Here is an 18,378-nt window from a genome sequence, read left to right on the forward strand (position 1 = left end):
AGGTGCCCGGTATTTGTGACAGCGGCAGGAGGTCATGATGCAGGAGGATAGTGTGACCCGGCGCCTGTTTGTCGGGTTGATGATGTTGTCCGGACTTGCCGGAATCTCCTATGAGATTCTCTATGGCCGGATTCTCGGCAATATCATCGGAGATCAGTTCATTGTCTCGGCCGCTGTACTGATGACATTTCTGCTCGGTATCGGTCTGGGGGCGATGTATGCGCACAGACTGTGGCGCTGGTTGTGGGCGATCGAGGCGGGGATCGGTATCTATGGCCTGCTGATGGTGGCGGTGCAGCCATGGCTGGAACCGCTGGTATATTCGGCCTCCGCGCTGTTTGGCGGCAGTCTGGCCGGCAGTGTGCTGGTTTGTGTGCTGTTACTGATTGCACCGGCGCTTCTGATCGGCTGCAGCGTGCCGCTCTTTGCCGGTTATTTTGCCCGCATGCAGCATGGGGGGAGCGGTGCCTTTGCCCATGTCTATATGGTTTACAACCTCGGTGCGGCACTCACGGCACTGCTGATTGAGTTTTATCTGATCCGCTCGCTCGGGGTGCGGGGGACGGTGACGCTGTTTGCGCTGGTCAATCTGCTGATTGCTGCCGGTCTCAGATGTTCAGCGGTCGGGCCGCGGCAGCCACATGGTCGCCGCTGGCAGACGCTGGTTTTCCGCCTTCCTGACCGCATGGTGGCTGCACTGGTGCTGGCCAGCGTTGCCTCGGCGATTTTTCAGTTATTCATGGTGAAATATGCCGAGCTGGTTTTCGGACCATTCCGCGAATCCTTCGCCCTGGTTCTGTCACTGGTGCTGCTCGGAATTACGCTCGGGTCACGCCTGGTCCGCCGTTTTTCTCCCGGATTTACCACGGTCATGTGGTGGAATCTTGCCGGCCTGTTGTGGCTGATGCTGGCCGCAGGTGGCGCCATTTATGTGTATGCCGCGCTCTATCCGCTGGCCGGGGACTCATTCTGGCAGGTGGTGCTGCTGAAGTGGCTGGTGCTGGCGCTGTTGATGCTGGTTCCCGCAACCTCATTCGGTGCCACGATTCCGGCACTGCTCACCAGTCGGGGGGAGATCAGCCAGGAATCAGGTACGCTGCTGTTTATCTCCTCGATCGCCAATGTCTGCGGCTTTCTGCTGATGGTCTTTCTGCTGCATCGCTATCTCGATTATGGCGTTCAACTGTTGGTGGTAGCGACCATCTCGCTGCTGGCCCTGCTTGTCTTTGAAGTCGCCCGTTTGCGTCGGCTGCTGGCGGCCGGGCTGCTGCTGGCGGCCATGGGCGGGGCATTTGCCGGAGAGTGGGATGAGGATCTTCTCTATCTCAGTTATACCAAATTTAAAAGTGTGACCGGCCTGATGGAGGAGCGCAAACGGACGCAAAGTTTTGAGCGCTATAAGGGTTATCAGGATGTGTTTTCGATCAACCGGGTGGAGGGCGAGCCCTATTTCTTTATCAACGGCTATATCAGTATCCCTTTGAATAACCCGTCGGAAAAGATCGTCGGGGCCCTCTCCACACTGTATGCGCCGCGCCTGGATGATGCACTGGTACTCGGCCTTGGCAGCGGGGCGACGGCATCATCGGCCGGCCTCTTTTTTGATCACACCGATGTGGTGGAGATCAATCCGGTGGTGCGTGAAAACCTGTTTCGTATGGCCGAATGGAACTTCGATATTGAGCATAATCCGCGTATCACGATCCATGTCGATGATGCCATCCATTTTGTTAAAGCCGGTGGCAAGAACTATTCGCTGATTCTCAACACGGTGACAACGCCACTCTATTTCAGCTCATCCAAGCTCTATACAAAGGACTTTTTCGATGATGTGAAGCGCCGGCTGACACCCGATGGTGTTTATGTCACCTGGATGGATTCGCGCATTGGTGATGTCGGGGCGGGAATGATTCTGCGTACCTTGCAGGCAAGCTTTCGCCACTGCGCAGCGCTCTATGTGAAGGGAGCCTATTTTCTGCTTGTTGCCTCGGATCAGCCGCTGGTGATGACACAACAGCAGGCGGTGACAACGCAGTCTGAATTGCGCGATAACCTGATGCAGCGATACGGCATCATGAGTGAGTGGTTGCCCTATCACCTGATGACGACCGATCTGTTTGCCCTGCCGATCGATCCTGAGCTGCCGCTGAATACCGCCGATGACCCGGTGCTGGAGTTTGAGATTGCCAGCCTGCAGAAGGGGGGGATTCCTGAATTCAGAAAGAAGCTGGAGGCGCATTTTGATATTGCTGAAATCAGGCAGGCGATGACCTCGGTGCCGGCAGCGTTTCCGGCTGATTTTCTCGCCCATGCCCGTGCGCGGCTGGGGCGCTCATCGATTGAGGAGCGCTGGCAGACGCTGCTGGCGGCTGAGGATTCGCAGGCCAGGAGGGATCTGGCCGAGCTTGAGCTGCGCCGGGTGCGGATGGAGGTGGTGAAAGGGGCGCGCGAGATACATGCCTATGCCTATCAGCTGATGAAGCTCAAACGGTATCGTGAGGCGATCACGTATCTGCAGCGGGTCCAGGCCATGGCGCCTGCATATGACAATGCCTCCTATAATCTCGGAGTCTGTTTCGAGCTGCTGGGGGATGAGGAACAGGCACTGGAAAACTTCCGCCACGAGCTGGTGGTGGATCCGGCCGATCAGGATGCAAGCTATCGCATCGCCAGATTGTTGCTGCGGATGCAGCGCTATGAGCAGGCGCTGGCAGCACTGGATGACTATCTGCAGCGGCCGGGACCGTTGCAGGCCAGGGCCTATTTTTACCGGGCCGCAGCCCATAAGGCGCTCGGCCATGCCGATCAGGCCCGGGTCGACTTGCTGCAGGCCATGCAACTGGGGCCGATTGATCGCGCCCTGGCGGAGCAGCTGCATCTGCTCTGAACGGCGCCGCTGCATATGGCCCGCCATGTGACCTCATGCAGCGGCGGCAGATGGCGATAGATGCATCATGAGTTTTGATATGCCGGCGAGCCGGATCAGGGAGTGTGCAATGACATACGGACGACGAGTGATGCTGATGTGGGGGCTGGCATGTGCCCTGTCTGTGGCGGCGCCTGCGGTGGCGGCAGAGGGTGGTGCCGGTGAGTACAGGGGAGAACATGGCGGCAACGATGATCACCATGGTCAGGTGACGCTGTGTCATATTCCCCCGGGGCAGGATTCACCCGGGCTGACGCTGACGGTCGGGGCAGAGGCGGTTGCCGCCCATTTGGCGCATGGCGACAGCATGGGGGCATGTCCCTCCTGCATCTGTCCGGCCGGTATTGCGGCCTGTACCTGTGCCGATGGTACCCCGGGTGGGCCGGGGCCGGATGCGGGAGCAACCCGGCCGCATAACCTGCGCGAGATCTACGGGCAGTGACCGGCTGAGATCACGCCGCGTCGTTGCCCGGGTGGCCATGGTGCTGTTTTAATGCGCGGCTGATGCATCCGGCGATTCCGGGCAGGCCATGGACGGGCGCCACAATCGGCTTCCTGCCTCTTTGGCTCGCGTTTGTCTTTGCAAACTGATTTTTGCCAGGGTGGCAATTAATCAGCATCTTCTTAACAGGCGGCAGCGGATGCCGGCGCCGAGATGGATGATGCGATCAGTCCCTGAGTGTGTCGATCATGCTGCTGACCTGCTCGAAGGCTTGTTGCAGGCGATCAGGGTTTTGACTGGAGAGGCAGATCTTGCCACAGGGATCGGGACCGCAACGGCCCGGATAGGAGCCGATCTCGACATCGTCAAACTGTTGCTGGATCGATTCAAGTGGCGCGGCAAAGAGGCTTTCCGGCAGCTTTACCTCGATTTCACGACGGTGGAATGGCCGGTCACCAAAGTCGTGAATGATGGCATCCAGCTGTGATGCGAAAATATCCGGAACACCGGCCAGCACATAAACATTGCCGATATGGGCACCGGGGGCGATCGTTTTTTCGCAGCGAATCAGGCGGGAGCCTTGCGGCACACGTGTCATGCGCCGGCGGCCGTCATTCATGCCATCGGCGCCATAGCGGGCGGTCATCGCTTCAACGATAAAACGGTGCTCGATCAGCGGCACGGCGAAGGCATCGGCCACGGCCTCCATGGTGATATCATCATGGGTGGGGCCGATACCGCCGGAGGTGATGACGGCATCAAAGCTGTTTCTCAGTCTGTTGAGTGTGGAGACAATGGCATCATGCTGGTCGGGGACAACGGCGATTTCGCAGAGCCGGCAGCCACAGGCGAACATGTTCTGTGCGGCAAGCCAGGCGTTTGCTTCACGGGTGCGCCCGGATAACACCTCATTACCGATCACCAGAATGGCGGCGGTTTGATGGTGGCGGGCCGGATGATGTGGGGCCGGATGGGTCATGGCTGCAGGGTGGTCGAAATGCGTCAGCAGTCAAGCATCGGTTGCCTGCTGCTGACGCATCCGGATGTTACAGGCGGCGCAGCGCCTCGATGCGCGCTTCAGTCGAAGGGTGAGAGGCAAACAGATGCATCAGGCCACTGGCTTTGCCGTGGATTTTCATGGTCGCCAGCGCGTCCTTCGGAGCAAGCATGGATGCCTCCTCTTCCTCAACCGGCTGTGCCTGATGCGCCAGTACCTCGATCTTCTGCAGGGCACGGATCATGTTGTTGGCACCATAGGCACGGGCTGCATAGGCATCCGCCTTGAATTCACGATGGCGTGAGTGCCACATGACCACGATCGATGCCAGGATTGAAAAGAGAATCTGCAGCACCATATCGACAACAAAGTAGAGCATGGTATTCATCTCGCCATCGCGGGAGCCGGCACTGGCAACCAGACGGGCGATCATGCCGGCCAGGAAGTAGACAAACGTGTTCATCAGTCCCTGCAGCAGCGTGGTGGCGACCATATCACCATTGTCGACATGCCCCATTTCATGCGCCAGTACCGATTTCAGTTCATCATCCGTCATGGCCATGGCAAGGCCGGATGAGACTGCGACCATCGCATTGTTGCGTGTCGGGCCGGTGGCAAATGCATTGGGTGCATCATCCCAGTAAACCCACACTTCCGGCATCTTGATGCCGGCTTTCTCGGACAGCTCTTTGACGGTGTTGTATACCAGCTTCTCTTTCGGAGTGGATGGCTCGGTGACCTGCTGCATGCGGTACATGCGCTTGGCCATCGGTTTTGACATCCACAGGGAGATAAATGCGCCGCCGAAGCCGAAGACCATGGCCCAGGCGAATTGCGAGGTGGCAACACTGCCGCGAAGATCGATGCCGAATGCGGGCAATACGAACGAAATCAAAATATTACCGGTAATCGCCAGTGTCGCGAATACCAGCAGGTTGGTAATAATCAGCATGAGAATGCCTTTAAAGCTTCGCATGAATCCTCCGAATGGTTATGATTGTGCTAATGTGGAGGCCATATGCTGACGATTCAAGCCTTGAAATCAAATGATGATAGCCTTAAGTACCGTTCATGAATTCAGATACCGTACATGACCCCGATATTGTAGAAGAGGGCGGTCCGTCCGCTCCGCCGAAAGAGGCCACACTGGTGCGCTCGGATGAGCGCCTGCCGGAGCGCCTGACACTGCTGCCTCTCTCCAACCGGCCGCTATTCCCGGGCCTTGTGGTGCCGCTGATTTATGAAGGCGGCGAGATGGGCAAGGTGGTGCGCGAACTGGCCGCCAGCCATGAGCAGTATGTCGGTCTGGTGCTGGTGCGCGATGAAGATGAGCCCTATGCGCCGAAGAATCTGCACGAGGTCGGTGTCGTTGCCCGCATTGCCAAGGCGGTGGAAATCGACGGGCACGGCCTGCACCTGGTGGTCGAGTGTGTGCGCCGCTTTAAAATCGAAAGCTTTGTTACTCAGGAGAATCCGATCCGGGTACTGGCCAGCTACAGGGCCGAGACTGCATATGAGGACAGCGTTGAGCTGCGCGCCTATACCGTGGCGATCGTCAATACGATCAAGGAGCTGCTCAAGCACAATCCGATGTATGAGGAGGAGCTCAGGCTGTTCGCCTCCCGTTTCGATGTGAATGAGCCGAACCGGCTGGCTGATTTTGCCGCCAGCCTGACGACGGCCAGTCGTGAGGATCTGCAGGATATTCTCGAGACCTTCCCGATTTTTGACCGCCTGAAAAAGGTGGTGTCACTGCTTAATCGTGAGCTCAATGTCAGCAAGGTGCAGACAAAGATCCGCGAGAATATCGATGAGCGTATCTCCGAGCAGCAGCGCCGCTTTTTTCTGCAGGAGCAGTTACAGGAGATTCAGCGCGAGCTCGGTATCCACGAAGATCCGGCCGAGAAAGAGGTGGAGGATTTCCGTAAACGTGCGAAAAAGCTGAAGTTCAGTGAAGAGGCGGCCAAAACATTTGACGAGGAGATCAACAAGCTGGCAATGCTTGAGCCATCCTCACCCGAGTACAATGTCACCCGCAGTTATATCGACTGGATGACTTCACTGCCGTGGGGCAAGTTCTGTCGCGATCGCTATAATCTGAAAACGGCGGCGCGCGCACTGAACAGGCATCATGCCGGTCTTGAGGATGTAAAGGACCGCATCCTTGAATTTATTGCCGTAGGCGCCCGCAAGAAGGCGGTGGGGGGCTCGATTATCCTCTTCGTCGGTCCGCCCGGTGTGGGTAAGACCTCGCTCGGCAAGGCGATTGCCGAAGCGGTCGGGCGTCCGTTTTTCCGTTTCTCGGTGGGTGGCATGCGCGATGAGGCCGAGATCAAGGGGCACCGGCGTACCTATATCGGTGCCATGCCGGGCAAAATTGTGCAGGCACTCAAACGGGTGGCGGTGGCCAATCCGGTGATCATGATTGATGAGGTGGACAAGATCGGTTCCGATTTCCGTGGTGACCCTGCCTCCGCCCTGCTGGAGGTGCTGGATCCCGAACAGAACGCCGATTTTATGGATCACTATCTCGATGTTCGTTTCGATCTCTCACAGGTGCTGTTTCTGTTGACGGCCAATCAGCTGGATACCGTGCCGAGGCCATTGCTGGATCGTGCGGAAATCATCCGTTTGCCGGGTTATATTGCCAGTGAGAAGGTGGATATCGCCCGTAAACACCTGTGGCCGATTCAGCTGAAGGAGCATGGCCTGGCAGCCGATGATGTGGTGGTGACCAGTGCCCTGTTCCGCCATCTGGTCGAGGATTATGCCCGAGAACCCGGTGTGCGCAGGCTTGAGGGGCTGATGAAGAAGATCCTGCGCAAGGTGGCGAGAAATGTGGCGGAAGAGAAGGTGAGCTTGCCGGTTCGCCTCTCGGTTGCCGATATCAAGGATTACATTGGTAAGCCGCGTTTTCGCGAGCAGCCGGTCAAGGAGGGGGTGGGTCTTGCCACCGGCCTTGCCTGGACGGCGATGGGGGGCACGACCCTGACGCTGGAAGGGGCGATTGTGCATCAGGATCGCCGTGGTATGAAAATTACCGGCCAGCTCGGCAAGGTGATGCAGGAGTCCTCGGAGATCGCCTACTCCTATGTGACCGCCAATCTGGACCGTTTCGGTGTGAAGGCTGACTTTTTCGACAAGGCCTTTGTGCACCTGCATGTGCCGGAAGGGGCTGTGCCCAAGGACGGGCCGAGTGCCGGTATTGCCATGGCAACAGTACTGTTGTCACTGGCGCTGGATAAGGCGCCGGCCCGTATGGCCATGACCGGGGAGCTGACGCTGACCGGTGAAGTGCTGCCAATCGGTGGCGAGCGCGAGAAGCTGCTGGCTGCCAAACGGCTTGGTATCAACGAGGTGATTCTGCCGGCCGGCAATCAGGTGGATGTGGATGAGTTGCCGCAGTCGGTCAGGGAGGGGATTACCATCCATTATGTGCAGCATTTCCGGGAGGTGGCCCGCCTGATGTTCGAGGTGCGGATGAAATCGCCAAAACGGCGCAAGGGAGAGGCTGAGGCATAACTCTTGCTTTGCAGGTAAAGGCAAAACACGTTGTCGCTATTGCGGACTGACGTTTGCCAGGACGGCAATGCACGTGCTGAATCCATCAGTACGTCCCCGGAGGCTGGTGTGATCAAATATCTTTTCCCGTTTGTATTGATGGCTCAGCTGCTGGCCGGCTGTGCCAGCGATCCGGGTAACCGTTTTCTGCATGATGAGGATCGGGCGAGTATTGATCAGAAGGTGATTGATCACACCACTACCCGCGCTGATGTGGCGGCGATGTTCGGTGAGCCGTTGAAGGCCGTGTCAGCTGAGGACGGGCGCCTGGTCTGGACCTATCAGCTGACCCATACATCCGCCGACGGGACCAGCCATCTGCCGGTGGTGGGGCTGTTTGCCGGCAGCTCCAGCGGCAGCACCAAAACACTGGTCATCACCTTTGACCGTCACAATGTGGTCGATGCCCATCGCCTGGATGAGGTGCCGGTCAGGGTACGCAATGGTGTGCTTAATCAGCTTTTTTAAAGCCGGTGACCAGCAGCAGTACGACCGCCACCGAGATGCATGAGTCGGCAATGTTGAAGGCGGGCCAGTGGTATTCATTGCCACCAATGCGGATGTACCAGTCGATAAAATCAACCACGTAGCCGAGTTGGATGCGATCCCAGATGTTGCCGATGGCACCGGCAAGAATCATCACCAGCAGCCATGAGGTGATGCCATCCTGGAGGCGCTCTTTCCACCACCATGCCACCACAGCAATGGCGATGGTGATGGTGACAGCCAGCAGCAGCCAGATGCGCACTGCATCGGGAAGATCGGCGAACATCGAAAAGGCAACGCCCGGATTATAGGCCCGGATAATATTGAAAAAGCCGTCGATGACGATGAATGGATGAAAATCCGTCTGTTGAATCCACCATTTTGACAGCTGGTCTGCTGCGACCAGCAGCACCAGTGTTGCGGCCTGCAGTGTACTCCGGTTCATCGCATTCACCTCGTATGCATCGTTATCGCGTCGCGAAGCATGCGCATAACAGGGGGGGGATACCAGCCTCGACCGAGTTGCGGCAGGACCATCGCATGAAACATGCCTTTGTTTCATGGATCTTTGTAAAGCCGCAATGATGACTTCGCAAGAAGTTATCAGCGCGCCCATGCGCACGGATGCGCCGAATGAATGAGCGCTTGCTTTGCCTAACGCTGTGCTTTGCGGTGAAGGTTTTCTTTTAATGCGATTGCTCCGGGTGTTGTGGTCGATATTACGGGCGGATGCTGTGGAAGCTTGTGATATCGATCACATGATTTCCCTGCGGAGAGAGGTTATCATTCGCCCCGTCCTAAAGTCTGGCAATGATTTGCCGATAGAGAGGAAGAATTCCGGTGCCCGTATGCCGAAATTCCACAGTGCTGCCCCCGGTGAGTCATGTTTCCCTCCCCCCCCTTCCCTGAAACATGACTTCCGGGGGCAGTTTCTTGCAAAAGCAGTTGCCATGGGCGCATGATGCGTCAATGAAGCAGGACAAGATGGCTCTGTTCCGCCCGGTCTTAACCGTGGTCGCCTTTGTATGGATACTGGGGGCGATGCTTGCTCTGCCGCCATTGCTGCTCGCCGTTAACGAGGGGGCACACACCACCCGCAGTTTTGTGTATGCCGCCGCCGCTTTTTTTATCATCGGTATATGGCTCCGTTCCCGCGCACGCCAACAGCGTTTTGAGGTTTCCAGCCAGCAACTTTATCTGATTACCGTCGCCAGCTGGAGTGTGCTGGCTGTGATTGGTGCCATCCCGCTCTATGCGGCCATGCCGCAACTCTCGTTTTGTGATGCTTTTTTTGAGTCGATGTCCGGTATTACCACCACCGGCTCGACCGTCCTGACCGGCCTTGATGCCATGCCGCACAGCCTGTTGCTCTGGCGCGGCTTGCTGCAGTGGGTGGGCGGCATCGGTATCATCGTGATCAGTATTGCCATTCTTCCCTATCTGCGTGTGGGCGGTATGCGCATGTTCTCCACCGAGTCGTCCGACTGGTCGGATAAAACGCTGCACCACGCTCAGGAGTTCATTCAGAATATCGGACTGCTGTATCTGGGGCTGACGATGCTGGCCATGGGCTGCTACTGGCTTGCCGGTATGGGCTGGTTTGATGCGATCGTGCATGCCATGACCACCCTCTCCACCGGCGGTTACTCCACCCATGACGCATCGATGGGCTATTTCAACGACCGGCCACTGATTCTCTGGTTTGCCAGTCTGTTCATGCTGTTGGGCTCGCTGCCGTTTTCACTGTTTGTTGCCTTTATGCATGGCAAAAAGAATGCCCTGCTGGGCGACAGTCAGGTACGCGGATTTCTCGCCTTCGTGATGATTCTGATTCTGCTCTTCAGTATCGAGCGCACCATCAACAGCGATCTCGATTTCTTTCGGGTGCTGACCCATGTCGCATTCAATGTGATTTCGGTGATTTCAACGACCGGCTATGCCTCCGATGACTATACGCAGTGGGGCCCGTATGCGGTGATCATCTTTTTCTACATCATGTTTGTCGGCGGCTGTTCGGGATCGACGGCTGGCTCGATGAAATTCTTCAGGTTTCAGGTGGCCTTCATTCTGCTGCGCAATCAGCTGCATTTGATGCGCCATCCGTATGCCGTGATTCCGTCCAAATATAACGGTCATGTGCTCTCCGATGATATTGTCCGCTCCATCGTGGCCTTTTCATTTTACTTTGCCTTCATCATTGCCGCGATTGCCCTGTTTCTGTCGCTGACCGGCCTTGATTTTATTACCAGCCTCAGTGCTGCCGCGACCGCAGTCACCAACGTCGGTCCGGGGCTGGGTGATGTGATTGGACCGGCGGGAAACTTCTCAACCCTGCCGGATGCCGCCAAGTGGATATTGTGTGGCGGCATGCTGATCGGCCGGCTGGAAATCATGACGGTGATTGTCATCTTCACCCGTACCTTTTGGCGTACCTGAGCGGAAGCCGCGCAGCAGCAGCCAGTCCGGTCAAGTAAAGGCAACGTGACTCCGTTATCATGCCCTGGTCATGTGGAAGCCACAGGCCGGGCGCAGGAACCCCTCAATGCAGTACTATGGTTTTACTCTGCGTAACTCTGCGTCCTTTGCGGTGAAAGGATTTTAAATAACGGTCTCTTTGAATGAGATCTCCCGGGCAGGTCTCTCTTATGTATTGACCGTTGCCATGCTACATTGCGGCCATGACGAACAAGGCAGGGCACGAGGCCCATACCCCGATGATGCAGCAGTATCTGTCGATCAAATCCGAATATGCGGATTGTCTGCTGTTTTACCGTATGGGCGATTTCTACGAAATGTTTTTTGATGATGCGGTGCAGGCATCAAAGATTCTTGATATTACACTGACCAAACGGGGCAAGGCCAACGGTGACGATATTCCGATGGCGGGCGTGCCCTGGCATCAGGCGGAGGGCTATCTGGCCCGGCTGGTTGCCGCCGGCAAGCGGGTGGCGGTCTGTGAGCAGATGGAGCCGCCGGATGGCAGCAAGGGGCCGGTTCGCCGTGAAGTGGTGCGAGTGGTTACCTCCGGTACGCTCACCGAGGCGGAGCTGCTTGATCATGCCCGTTCAGCACCGCTGACGGCGTGCGTGCAGCGCGGCGAGCAGTGGGGTATTGCGGCACTGGATCTATCCTGTGGTCACTGGCGACTGCTGGAGGGCGTCGGGGCGGCGGCCTTTGAGGAGCAGATGGCGATTCTGGCACCGGCCGAGTTGCTGTTGCCGGCTGCCGATGAGGCGGTGGTGGATGTGCCGGTGGCACGTCCCGGTGACTGGAGCTTTTCGGCTGCCGTGGCCCGTGAGCAGCTGGAGCAGCATTTTGGTATTAGTGACTGGCAGTCGCTGAATCTCGAGACGCACCCGCTGGCGGCTGCGGCGACCGGTGCGGTACTGGTTTATCTGGTTCAGACACAGAAGTGCACCCTCTCGCATCTGCAGCTGCCGGTATTTATCGAGCGGGGGGAGGGGATGCGTATCGATATGCGCTCCCGTCGCAATCTTGAGCTCTATTGTGCCCTCAATGGTGACCCGAAAGCGGGCATGATCGCCGTGCTGGATGAGAGCTGTACGCCGATGGGGGCACGCCTTTTGCGGCAATGGATTGATGCGCCGCTGACCGATCTGGAGCAGTTGCGCCACCGTCAGGATGCGGTCCAGAGTCTGGTCGATGATCGCGATATGCTCGCCGCACTGCGCAGCCGGCTGAGTGATGTGCGTGATATCGAGCGAATGCTGACCCGCATTGTGCTCGGCCGCGCCTATCCGCGTGACTTTCGCGGTCTGGCCGACTCGCTGCAGGCACTGCCCGAGCTCTATACCCTGCTGGGGGACCGCTCCGGTCTTTATGCCGGTATCATCAAGTCACTGCAGGGGCTTGAGTCACTGGCTGCCGGGCTGGATCAGGCGCTGGTGGCAACGGTGCCGGCGCAGTTTCGCGATGGCGGAGTCATTCGTGAGGGCTTTGATGCCGAGCTGGACCGCCTGCGCGGACTGGCCCGCGATGCCGGTGACTGGCTGTGCCGTTACGAGGCACGCGAGCGCGAGCGCACGGGGCTGGCCAATCTGCGCGTCAAATACAACAAGGTATTCGGCTATTTTATCGAGATTTCGCGCGCCCAGGCCAGAGAGGCACCGGCCGATTACGTGCGCAAGCAGACGCTGGTCAATGCCGAGCGCTTTATCACCGATGAATTGCATGCATTCGAGTCGGAAATTCTCGGGGCGCAGGATGCGGCCATGCAGCGCGAGGAGGCGCTGATCGAGTCACTGCGTCAGCAGCTATGTCAGCAGGCGGCGGCCATTCAGCAGGCGGCGCGGGCGGTGGCTTCACTCGATGTGCTGGCCTGCTTTGCCTTTCTGGCCATTCGCTACCGCTATGTGCGACCGCAGGTGCACAGTGGTCGCGCCCTGCAGATTGTCGGCGGGCGTCACCCGGTGGTGGAGCGGCATTTGAAGAGCAAGGAGCCGTTTGTCGCCAATGATACCCATATGGATATGAAGTCGCGCCGTTTTATGCTGCTGACCGGTCCGAATATGGGCGGTAAATCGACCTATATGCGTCAGGTGGCGTGGATTGTCTGGCTGGCCCATACCGGCTGCTTTGTGGCGGCCGATGAGGCCAGGATCCCGCTGACCAAACGGTTGTTCACCCGTGTCGGGGCGGGCGATGAGCTGGCCAGCGGCCGCTCCACGTTTATGGTGGAAATGATGGAGACGGCCACCATCCTCAATCAGATGGAGCCGCGTTCGCTGGTGATTGTCGATGAGATCGGGCGGGGAACGAGTACCTGGGATGGTCTGGCCATTGCCTGGTCGGTGGCCGAGCGGCTGATCACGGCGCCGGATGTGCTGACCCTGTTTGCCACCCATTACCATGAACTGACCGAGCTTCCCGATACCTGGGCTGCGGCATTTAATGCTTCTGTCACCGTTCGCGAGTGGAATGGTTCGGTGATTTTTATGCATCAGGTGGTGGAAGATGCCGCCGATCAGTCTTACGGTATCGCCGTGGCCCAGCTGGCCGGTCTGCCGCGTGAGGTGGTCAAGCGGGCGCGTGAGCATCTGTTCCGGCTTGAGCATGGTTCCGAGCTGGCGGCGGAGTCGGGCAAGAATCAGCTTGGCCTGTTTGCCGTGGCGGAAAAACGGCAGCAGGAGGCGGAGCTTGACGGCTTGCGGCAGTTGCGGGAAAAAATCCGGCAGATCGATGTGAACGATATGCGTCCGCTGGATGCGCTGATGTATCTGGATAATCTGGTCAGAGAGGTGAAACAGTGAAAAAGTACAGTATCGGATTGATGTTTCTGGGCCTGCTGCTGCACGGCTGTACATGGGTGGAGCCGACGACCGAAGGGGTGAATGTGCGGGTGGTCTACCTGGCTCAGGTGGAGGGCTGCAAAAAGCTGGGTTCGGTGAAGGTCGGGGTGCTCGACAAGGTGCTGTTTGTCTCCCGTTCGGAAGAGCAGGTGGCAGCCGAGCTTGAGGTTTCCGGTCAGAATGCAGCGGCCGAGATCGGTGGCGACACCATTGTGGCGACCAGTCGGGTGATCGACGGCGAACAGGCATTCGATGTCTACCGCTGCCGTCAGTAACGACGTGATCAGTCCGCGCCGGCAGCTGGCGGCACTGTATCAGCAGGTGGAAGCTGCGTTCGATGCTGGCGCCAGTGGTGGTGAACTGAGCCGGTTGATGTGTCAGGGGGTGGATGCACTGTTGATCCGTCTCTGGCAGCAGCAGGCACCGGCAGCGGCGGCCTGTATGGATCTGGTTGCGGTCGGTGGTTACGGGCGGGGGGAGTTGTCTCCTCACTCCGATTGGGATCTGTGGTTTATTGTGCCGGAGGAGCTGCCGGCACAGGCCGAGGAGGAGCTGCAGTCTTTTCTGCTGTCGCTCTGGGATATGGGCGCGAAAATCGGTCATGCGGTGCGTACGGTGCGCCATACGCTGGAGCATGTGCAGGAGGACTGGGCGAGTGCGACGGCGGCGCTTGAATCGCGTCTGCTGGCCGGTTCCGGCGAGCTGAACCGGCAGTTGCAGGCGAAGCTCGATATCTTTTTCAAAAAACAGCGTAAACCGTTTGTCGAGGCGAAGCTGGCCGAGCTGGAAGAGCGTCATATGCGTACCGGTGGTACCGCCTTCTGGATGGAGCCGGATATCAAGGAGGGCAAGGGGGGGCTGCGCGACGTGCAGGCGGCCTTCTGGATCAGCAAGGTCTGGTATGGTTGCGACGATATTGCCGATCTGGTTGCAGCGGGCGCTGTGGCCGAGCGGGAGATTGAGCAGCTGCTGGCGGCCCAGGATTTTCTCTGGCGCTGCCGTACGGCACTGCATCTGGATACCCGCCGGGCCAATGAACGTATCGGTTTTGAACAGCAGGTGATGCTGGCCGAACAGATGGGCTATCAGCCGGTCAATGAGCGACCGGCCGTTGATGCCTTTATGAAGGATTATTTCCGTCATGTCGGGCGCGTGGCGCGGGTAACCGGCCTGCTGATGATGCATTTCCAGGAGCAGCTGCATCCGCGCCGCTTCTCCTTCACGCGCAATATCGGTGATGGTTTCACCCAGGAGGGGACACTGGTTGGCATTCGTGATGCCGGCGTCTTTCGTGAGGACCCGCTGCGGCTGCTGCGGGTGTTCCATGTCGCCCAGCAGGGGCAGCGCCGCCTCTCCAGCCAGACGTTGCGGCAGATCCGGGCCGATGTGCTGCTGATCGATGATGCTTTCCGCGATGATCCGGAGGCACAGCGCACCTTTCTTAAAATCCTGCGTGGCCGGCGCAATGTGCACTGGGCATTGAAGGAGATGAATGATACCGGTGTACTCGGCCGCTTTATTCCCTGCTTCCGCGATGTGGTCGGGTTGGGGCAGTTCAATCGCTATCACGCCTATACGGTGGATGAGCATACGATCCGGGCAGTGGGTGAGGCGCGTAACTTCTGGCACCGGGATCGTCAGATCCGTCTGCCGCTGGCGCATGATGTCTGTCATGCCATCCATCGGCCGGAGCTGCTCTATATTGCCCTGATTTTCCATGATATTGCCAAGGGATTGCCCGGTGATCATTCGGAGGTGGGAGCGCTGATGGCGCGCAGCTTCTGTGAGCGGATGCATATGGACAGCGATGCGACCGAGCTGGTCGAATGGCTGGTCCGCGAGCACCTGCTGATGGCGGTCAAGAGCCAGCGTTTTGATCTCTCTGATCCGGAGGTGATTCGCGCCTTTGCCGAGCGGGTCGGTAATATCAACCGGCTGCGTTATCTGTTTCTGCTGACCATTGCCGATATTGCCGCAGTGGGGCCGAATGTCTGGAATGACTGGAAGGGCTCATTGCTGCAGGAGCTCTACTGGCTGACCAGCGAATATTATCGCAGCGATGAATCGATCAGTGAGTCTTCCGAGCGTCTGTATCAGACCCGTGTCAATGCGGTACTCGATCGTTGCAGTGTCGCCCGTGAGCTGCAGGAGGAGGCGCTGGCGAGGCTGCCGCGCGCCTGCATCATGCATTTCCCGCCCCGGTTGCTGCAAAACATCGTCGAGCTGCTGGTGGCCACCGGGGGTGACGGGGTGAAATACTGGATCGACAGTGATCGTGGCCAGAGCCTGTTCTTTGTCGTTGCGCGTGAGCGGAACGGCCTGTTTGCAGCCTTAAGCGCCACCCTGACATCCGGGCATGGCAGCATTATGGCCGCCTATGCCGACAAGCTCAGTGACGGCCGCGTGCTCGATGTATTTCATATGCAGAGTGTCGATGGCTCGCCGTTTGATATTCCCAGTGATCTGGAGCGGCTGAAGAACCGCATTGATAAAATGCTGGCTGCCGATGCGCTGCCACGGGTGGCGATTGATACCTCGTTCAAGATCAATGTGCTGATGCGGCGGGTGGAGGTGCGGGTGCGTGAGCTGCCCGATGCATCCTACCGGGTGACGGCGATCGAGGTGTCGGCTGCCGATCAGCCGAGGCTGCTGGCCCGTCTGGCCGATGCCATCTCATCGCAGGGTTATCAGTTGCACAGCGCCTCGATCTCAACCTTCGGTGAGCGGGCTGTCGACGTCTTCTTTATTACCGACAAGGCGATGCAGCAGCTGACAGAGGCACAGGTGGCGGAGTTGAGTCGTCAGTTGAGCGATATCGCCACATTACCGGAGGAGCCGGCTCTGCCCGGCTAAAGAGGCGCTGATCCAGCCCGTGCTTCCGGGCGGGTGATGGCTTGCGGGTCATGGATTTGCCATGCGGCTGGATAGTCCGGCCGGTCGTCCATCCGCAGTTTTTGTGGAAAGGATTGGTGACCGGCAGCACGGAGGGCGGGGTATGGCCGTGCTGCCGGCTACCATTACAGCTGTATGATACAGGTAATCCCGGTGGGGCCCTTTGTTACCTGATGCTACCTGCAGCTGTAGCTTGTTCCGCGTTGCGAATGCGCACGCAGAGATAGTAGTCCGACAGCGGTGCTTCACTGCTCTGTTGCAGGCCTGCCGGACAGATATCACAGCGCCAGCCGTCCTTTTCCATGGCACGGAGCAGTGATGTTGTCTGAATGAGTGACTCGCTTCTGTAGACTGCGATCAGTTTGTCCCACTCTCCGCGGCAGCATGTGCCGTTGATGGCTTCCATGCAGCGTTGCGGGTCGGTTGAGATACAGGCTGCAGAATCTGCAGCTGTTTTCAGGTGGTCCTCAACGATCCAGTTGATTTCATTGGTATCGATTTTGCCTATTTGATGCGCGTACTCAAGTTTCATTCCAGTCTCCCGGGTCGCCTGCATTCCTTGCATGCTGCTGCGATACTGGCACCACCATCCTCCCTATGATCGGCCAAAATTGATCGCCGGCATTGCGGCCCTATGACAATATTTGTGTATGAATGCATTATAAGTTTGGGGGTTTGTCTGCGATATCAGAATAAGTCTGATTTTTTTCGGAAAACGGAGCGTTGGCCGGATTTGGCGGCGCTGATGGTAATATATATGTCGAAGGGCATGTGGGACGAAAAAAAATGCATGTCAACGTCTGCCGGAGTCGGCAAGAGGGGGCGGAGGAGAGGTAAGGCCACCTCATTCAGCACTCCATACAGGTCACGGACCGGACGGTTTTGCCGTCGGCAGGTGAGCTCGGTCAATGACGCGTGTAAGGACTTGATGGGTCGGTAAAGGCAAAGTGCCTCGGGCATCATGCCCTCGCCCTGCGGGGGCGGTGGAAGCCACACGCCGGCCGCAGGCAACCACGCCATGCTTGTAAACCGGGCTTTTACTTTGCGTCACTCTGTGCCCTTTGCGGTGAAAGGATTTTCTTTGCATCTGGCCGCAGGGTGATTTCTGCCGGAGTGGCAACTCCATCATCTCTTTATGTGGGGGCGGTGGAAGCCACACGCCGGCCGAAGGCAACCACGCCCTGCTTGTAAACCGGGCTTTTACTTTGCGTCACTCTGTGCCCTTTGCGGCGAAAAGATTTTCTTTGCATCTGGCCGTAGGCTGATTTCTGCCGGAGTGGTGGGGGGCGGTGGAAGCCACACGCCGGCCGAAGGCAACCACGCCATGCTTGTAAACCGGTTTTTTACTTTGCGTAACTCTGTGTCCTTTGCGGTGAAAGGATTTTCTTTGCATCTGGCCGCAGGGTGATTTCTGCCGGAGTGGTGGGGGCGGTGGAAGCCACACGCCGGCTGAAGGCAACCACGCCATGCTTGTAAACCGGTTTTTTACTTTGCGTCACTCTGTGTCCTTTGCGGTGAAAGAACTTTCTTTGCATGCGATTGCTCCGGGCGGAGAGGTAAGTGGTGCGCATGGGGGCCGGAAGACCGGGAGGGCTGAAAAGCGGTTTTGTCATCCATTTGGATGACATGACGTGGCGAAGATTCGGGCTAGTATACGCGGTTCCGTATCGCGATGACGGGCACCATGAATCGATTACGGAATGGGGAAGGGTCATACGACCCTGAATGGGAAGGGGATAGCATCGGTTGTGTCAGATGACCCTCG

12 protein-coding genes are annotated in these 18,378 nt (G+C 58.0%); 8 read left to right on the forward strand and 4 right to left on the reverse strand.

All coding sequences use genetic code 11. The features are described 5' to 3' along the window. Positions 1–37: 37 nt before the first annotated feature. Entirely contained in the window at positions 38–2,887 is a 2,850-nt protein-coding gene (locus FEF65_RS04805) for a spermine/spermidine synthase domain-containing protein (RefSeq protein ID WP_161595178.1), read from the forward strand. A gap of 109 nt (positions 2,888–2,996) precedes the next feature. Then, the gene (locus FEF65_RS04810) at positions 2,997–3,368 is read left to right on the forward strand and encodes a hypothetical protein (RefSeq protein ID WP_138238649.1); all 372 of its coding nucleotides are present in this window, start codon (positions 2,997–2,999) and stop codon (positions 3,366–3,368) included. A 226-nt stretch (positions 3,369–3,594) separates the two neighbouring features. Here the strand turns inward: FEF65_RS04810 and FEF65_RS04815 are convergent, their stop codons facing one another. Together FEF65_RS04815 and htpX are read right to left on the reverse strand one after the other, a co-directional pair. Then, positions 3,595–4,347, reverse strand: coding sequence for a competence/damage-inducible protein A (locus tag FEF65_RS04815; RefSeq protein WP_138238650.1), 753 nt, complete (start codon positions 4,345–4,347; stop codon positions 3,595–3,597). A 67-nt stretch (positions 4,348–4,414) separates the two neighbouring features. Then, complete coding sequence (htpX, locus tag FEF65_RS04820; RefSeq protein WP_138238651.1) at positions 4,415–5,341, reverse strand: protease HtpX; 927 nt, start codon at positions 5,339–5,341, stop codon at positions 4,415–4,417. A gap of 95 nt (positions 5,342–5,436) precedes the next feature. Here htpX and lon point away from each other — a divergent pair, with 95 nt between their 5' ends. Beyond that, positions 5,437–7,887, forward strand: coding sequence for an endopeptidase La (gene lon, locus FEF65_RS04825; protein WP_138238652.1), 2,451 nt, complete (start codon positions 5,437–5,439; stop codon positions 7,885–7,887). A 108-nt stretch (positions 7,888–7,995) separates the two neighbouring features. After that, complete coding sequence (locus FEF65_RS04830) at positions 7,996–8,394, forward strand: hypothetical protein (RefSeq protein WP_138238653.1); 399 nt, start codon at positions 7,996–7,998, stop codon at positions 8,392–8,394. On the opposite strand, the gene lspA is transcribed toward FEF65_RS04830, so the two are convergent. Next, a complete protein-coding gene (gene lspA, locus FEF65_RS04835; protein WP_138238654.1) occupies positions 8,378–8,857 on the reverse strand; it encodes a signal peptidase II in 480 nt (159 codons plus the stop codon). The two genes, FEF65_RS04830 and lspA, sit on opposite strands and share 17 nt — an antisense overlap. Positions 8,858–9,381: 524 nt before the next feature. Here lspA and FEF65_RS04840 point away from each other — a divergent pair. The 4 genes from FEF65_RS04840 to glnD all read left to right on the forward strand — a co-directional run bounded on the left by FEF65_RS04840 (position 9,382) and on the right by glnD (position 16,574). Continuing rightward, positions 9,382–10,848, forward strand: coding sequence for a TrkH family potassium uptake protein (locus FEF65_RS04840; RefSeq protein ID WP_138238655.1), 1,467 nt, complete (start codon positions 9,382–9,384; stop codon positions 10,846–10,848). 242 nt (positions 10,849–11,090) lie between these two features. After that, on the forward strand, positions 11,091–13,682 hold the full coding sequence (mutS, locus tag FEF65_RS04845) for a DNA mismatch repair protein MutS (protein ID WP_238701186.1): 2,592 nt from the start codon (positions 11,091–11,093) through the stop codon (positions 13,680–13,682). Then, complete coding sequence (locus FEF65_RS04850) at positions 13,679–13,996, forward strand: DUF4156 domain-containing protein (protein ID WP_238701187.1); 318 nt, start codon at positions 13,679–13,681, stop codon at positions 13,994–13,996. The genes mutS and FEF65_RS04850 overlap by 4 nt, the downstream gene beginning before the upstream one ends. Beyond that, positions 13,974–16,574 carry a [protein-PII] uridylyltransferase gene (gene glnD, locus FEF65_RS04855; protein ID WP_138238656.1) on the forward strand — a complete coding sequence of 867 codons (2,601 nt, stop codon included), beginning with the start codon at positions 13,974–13,976 and terminating at the stop codon, positions 16,572–16,574. The genes FEF65_RS04850 and glnD overlap by 23 nt, the downstream gene beginning before the upstream one ends. A 205-nt stretch (positions 16,575–16,779) precedes the next feature. On the opposite strand, the gene FEF65_RS04860 is transcribed toward glnD, so the two are convergent. Next, positions 16,780–17,145 carry a hypothetical protein gene (locus FEF65_RS04860; protein WP_138238657.1) on the reverse strand — a complete coding sequence of 122 codons (366 nt, stop codon included), beginning with the start codon at positions 17,143–17,145 and terminating at the stop codon, positions 16,780–16,782. Between the last annotated feature and the right edge of the window lie 1,233 nt (positions 17,146–18,378).

Origin of the sequence: Mariprofundus erugo (assembly GCF_005818865.1) — a bacterium.
In the GTDB taxonomy this organism is placed as follows: domain Bacteria; phylum Pseudomonadota; class Zetaproteobacteria; order Mariprofundales; family Mariprofundaceae; genus Mariprofundus; species Mariprofundus erugo.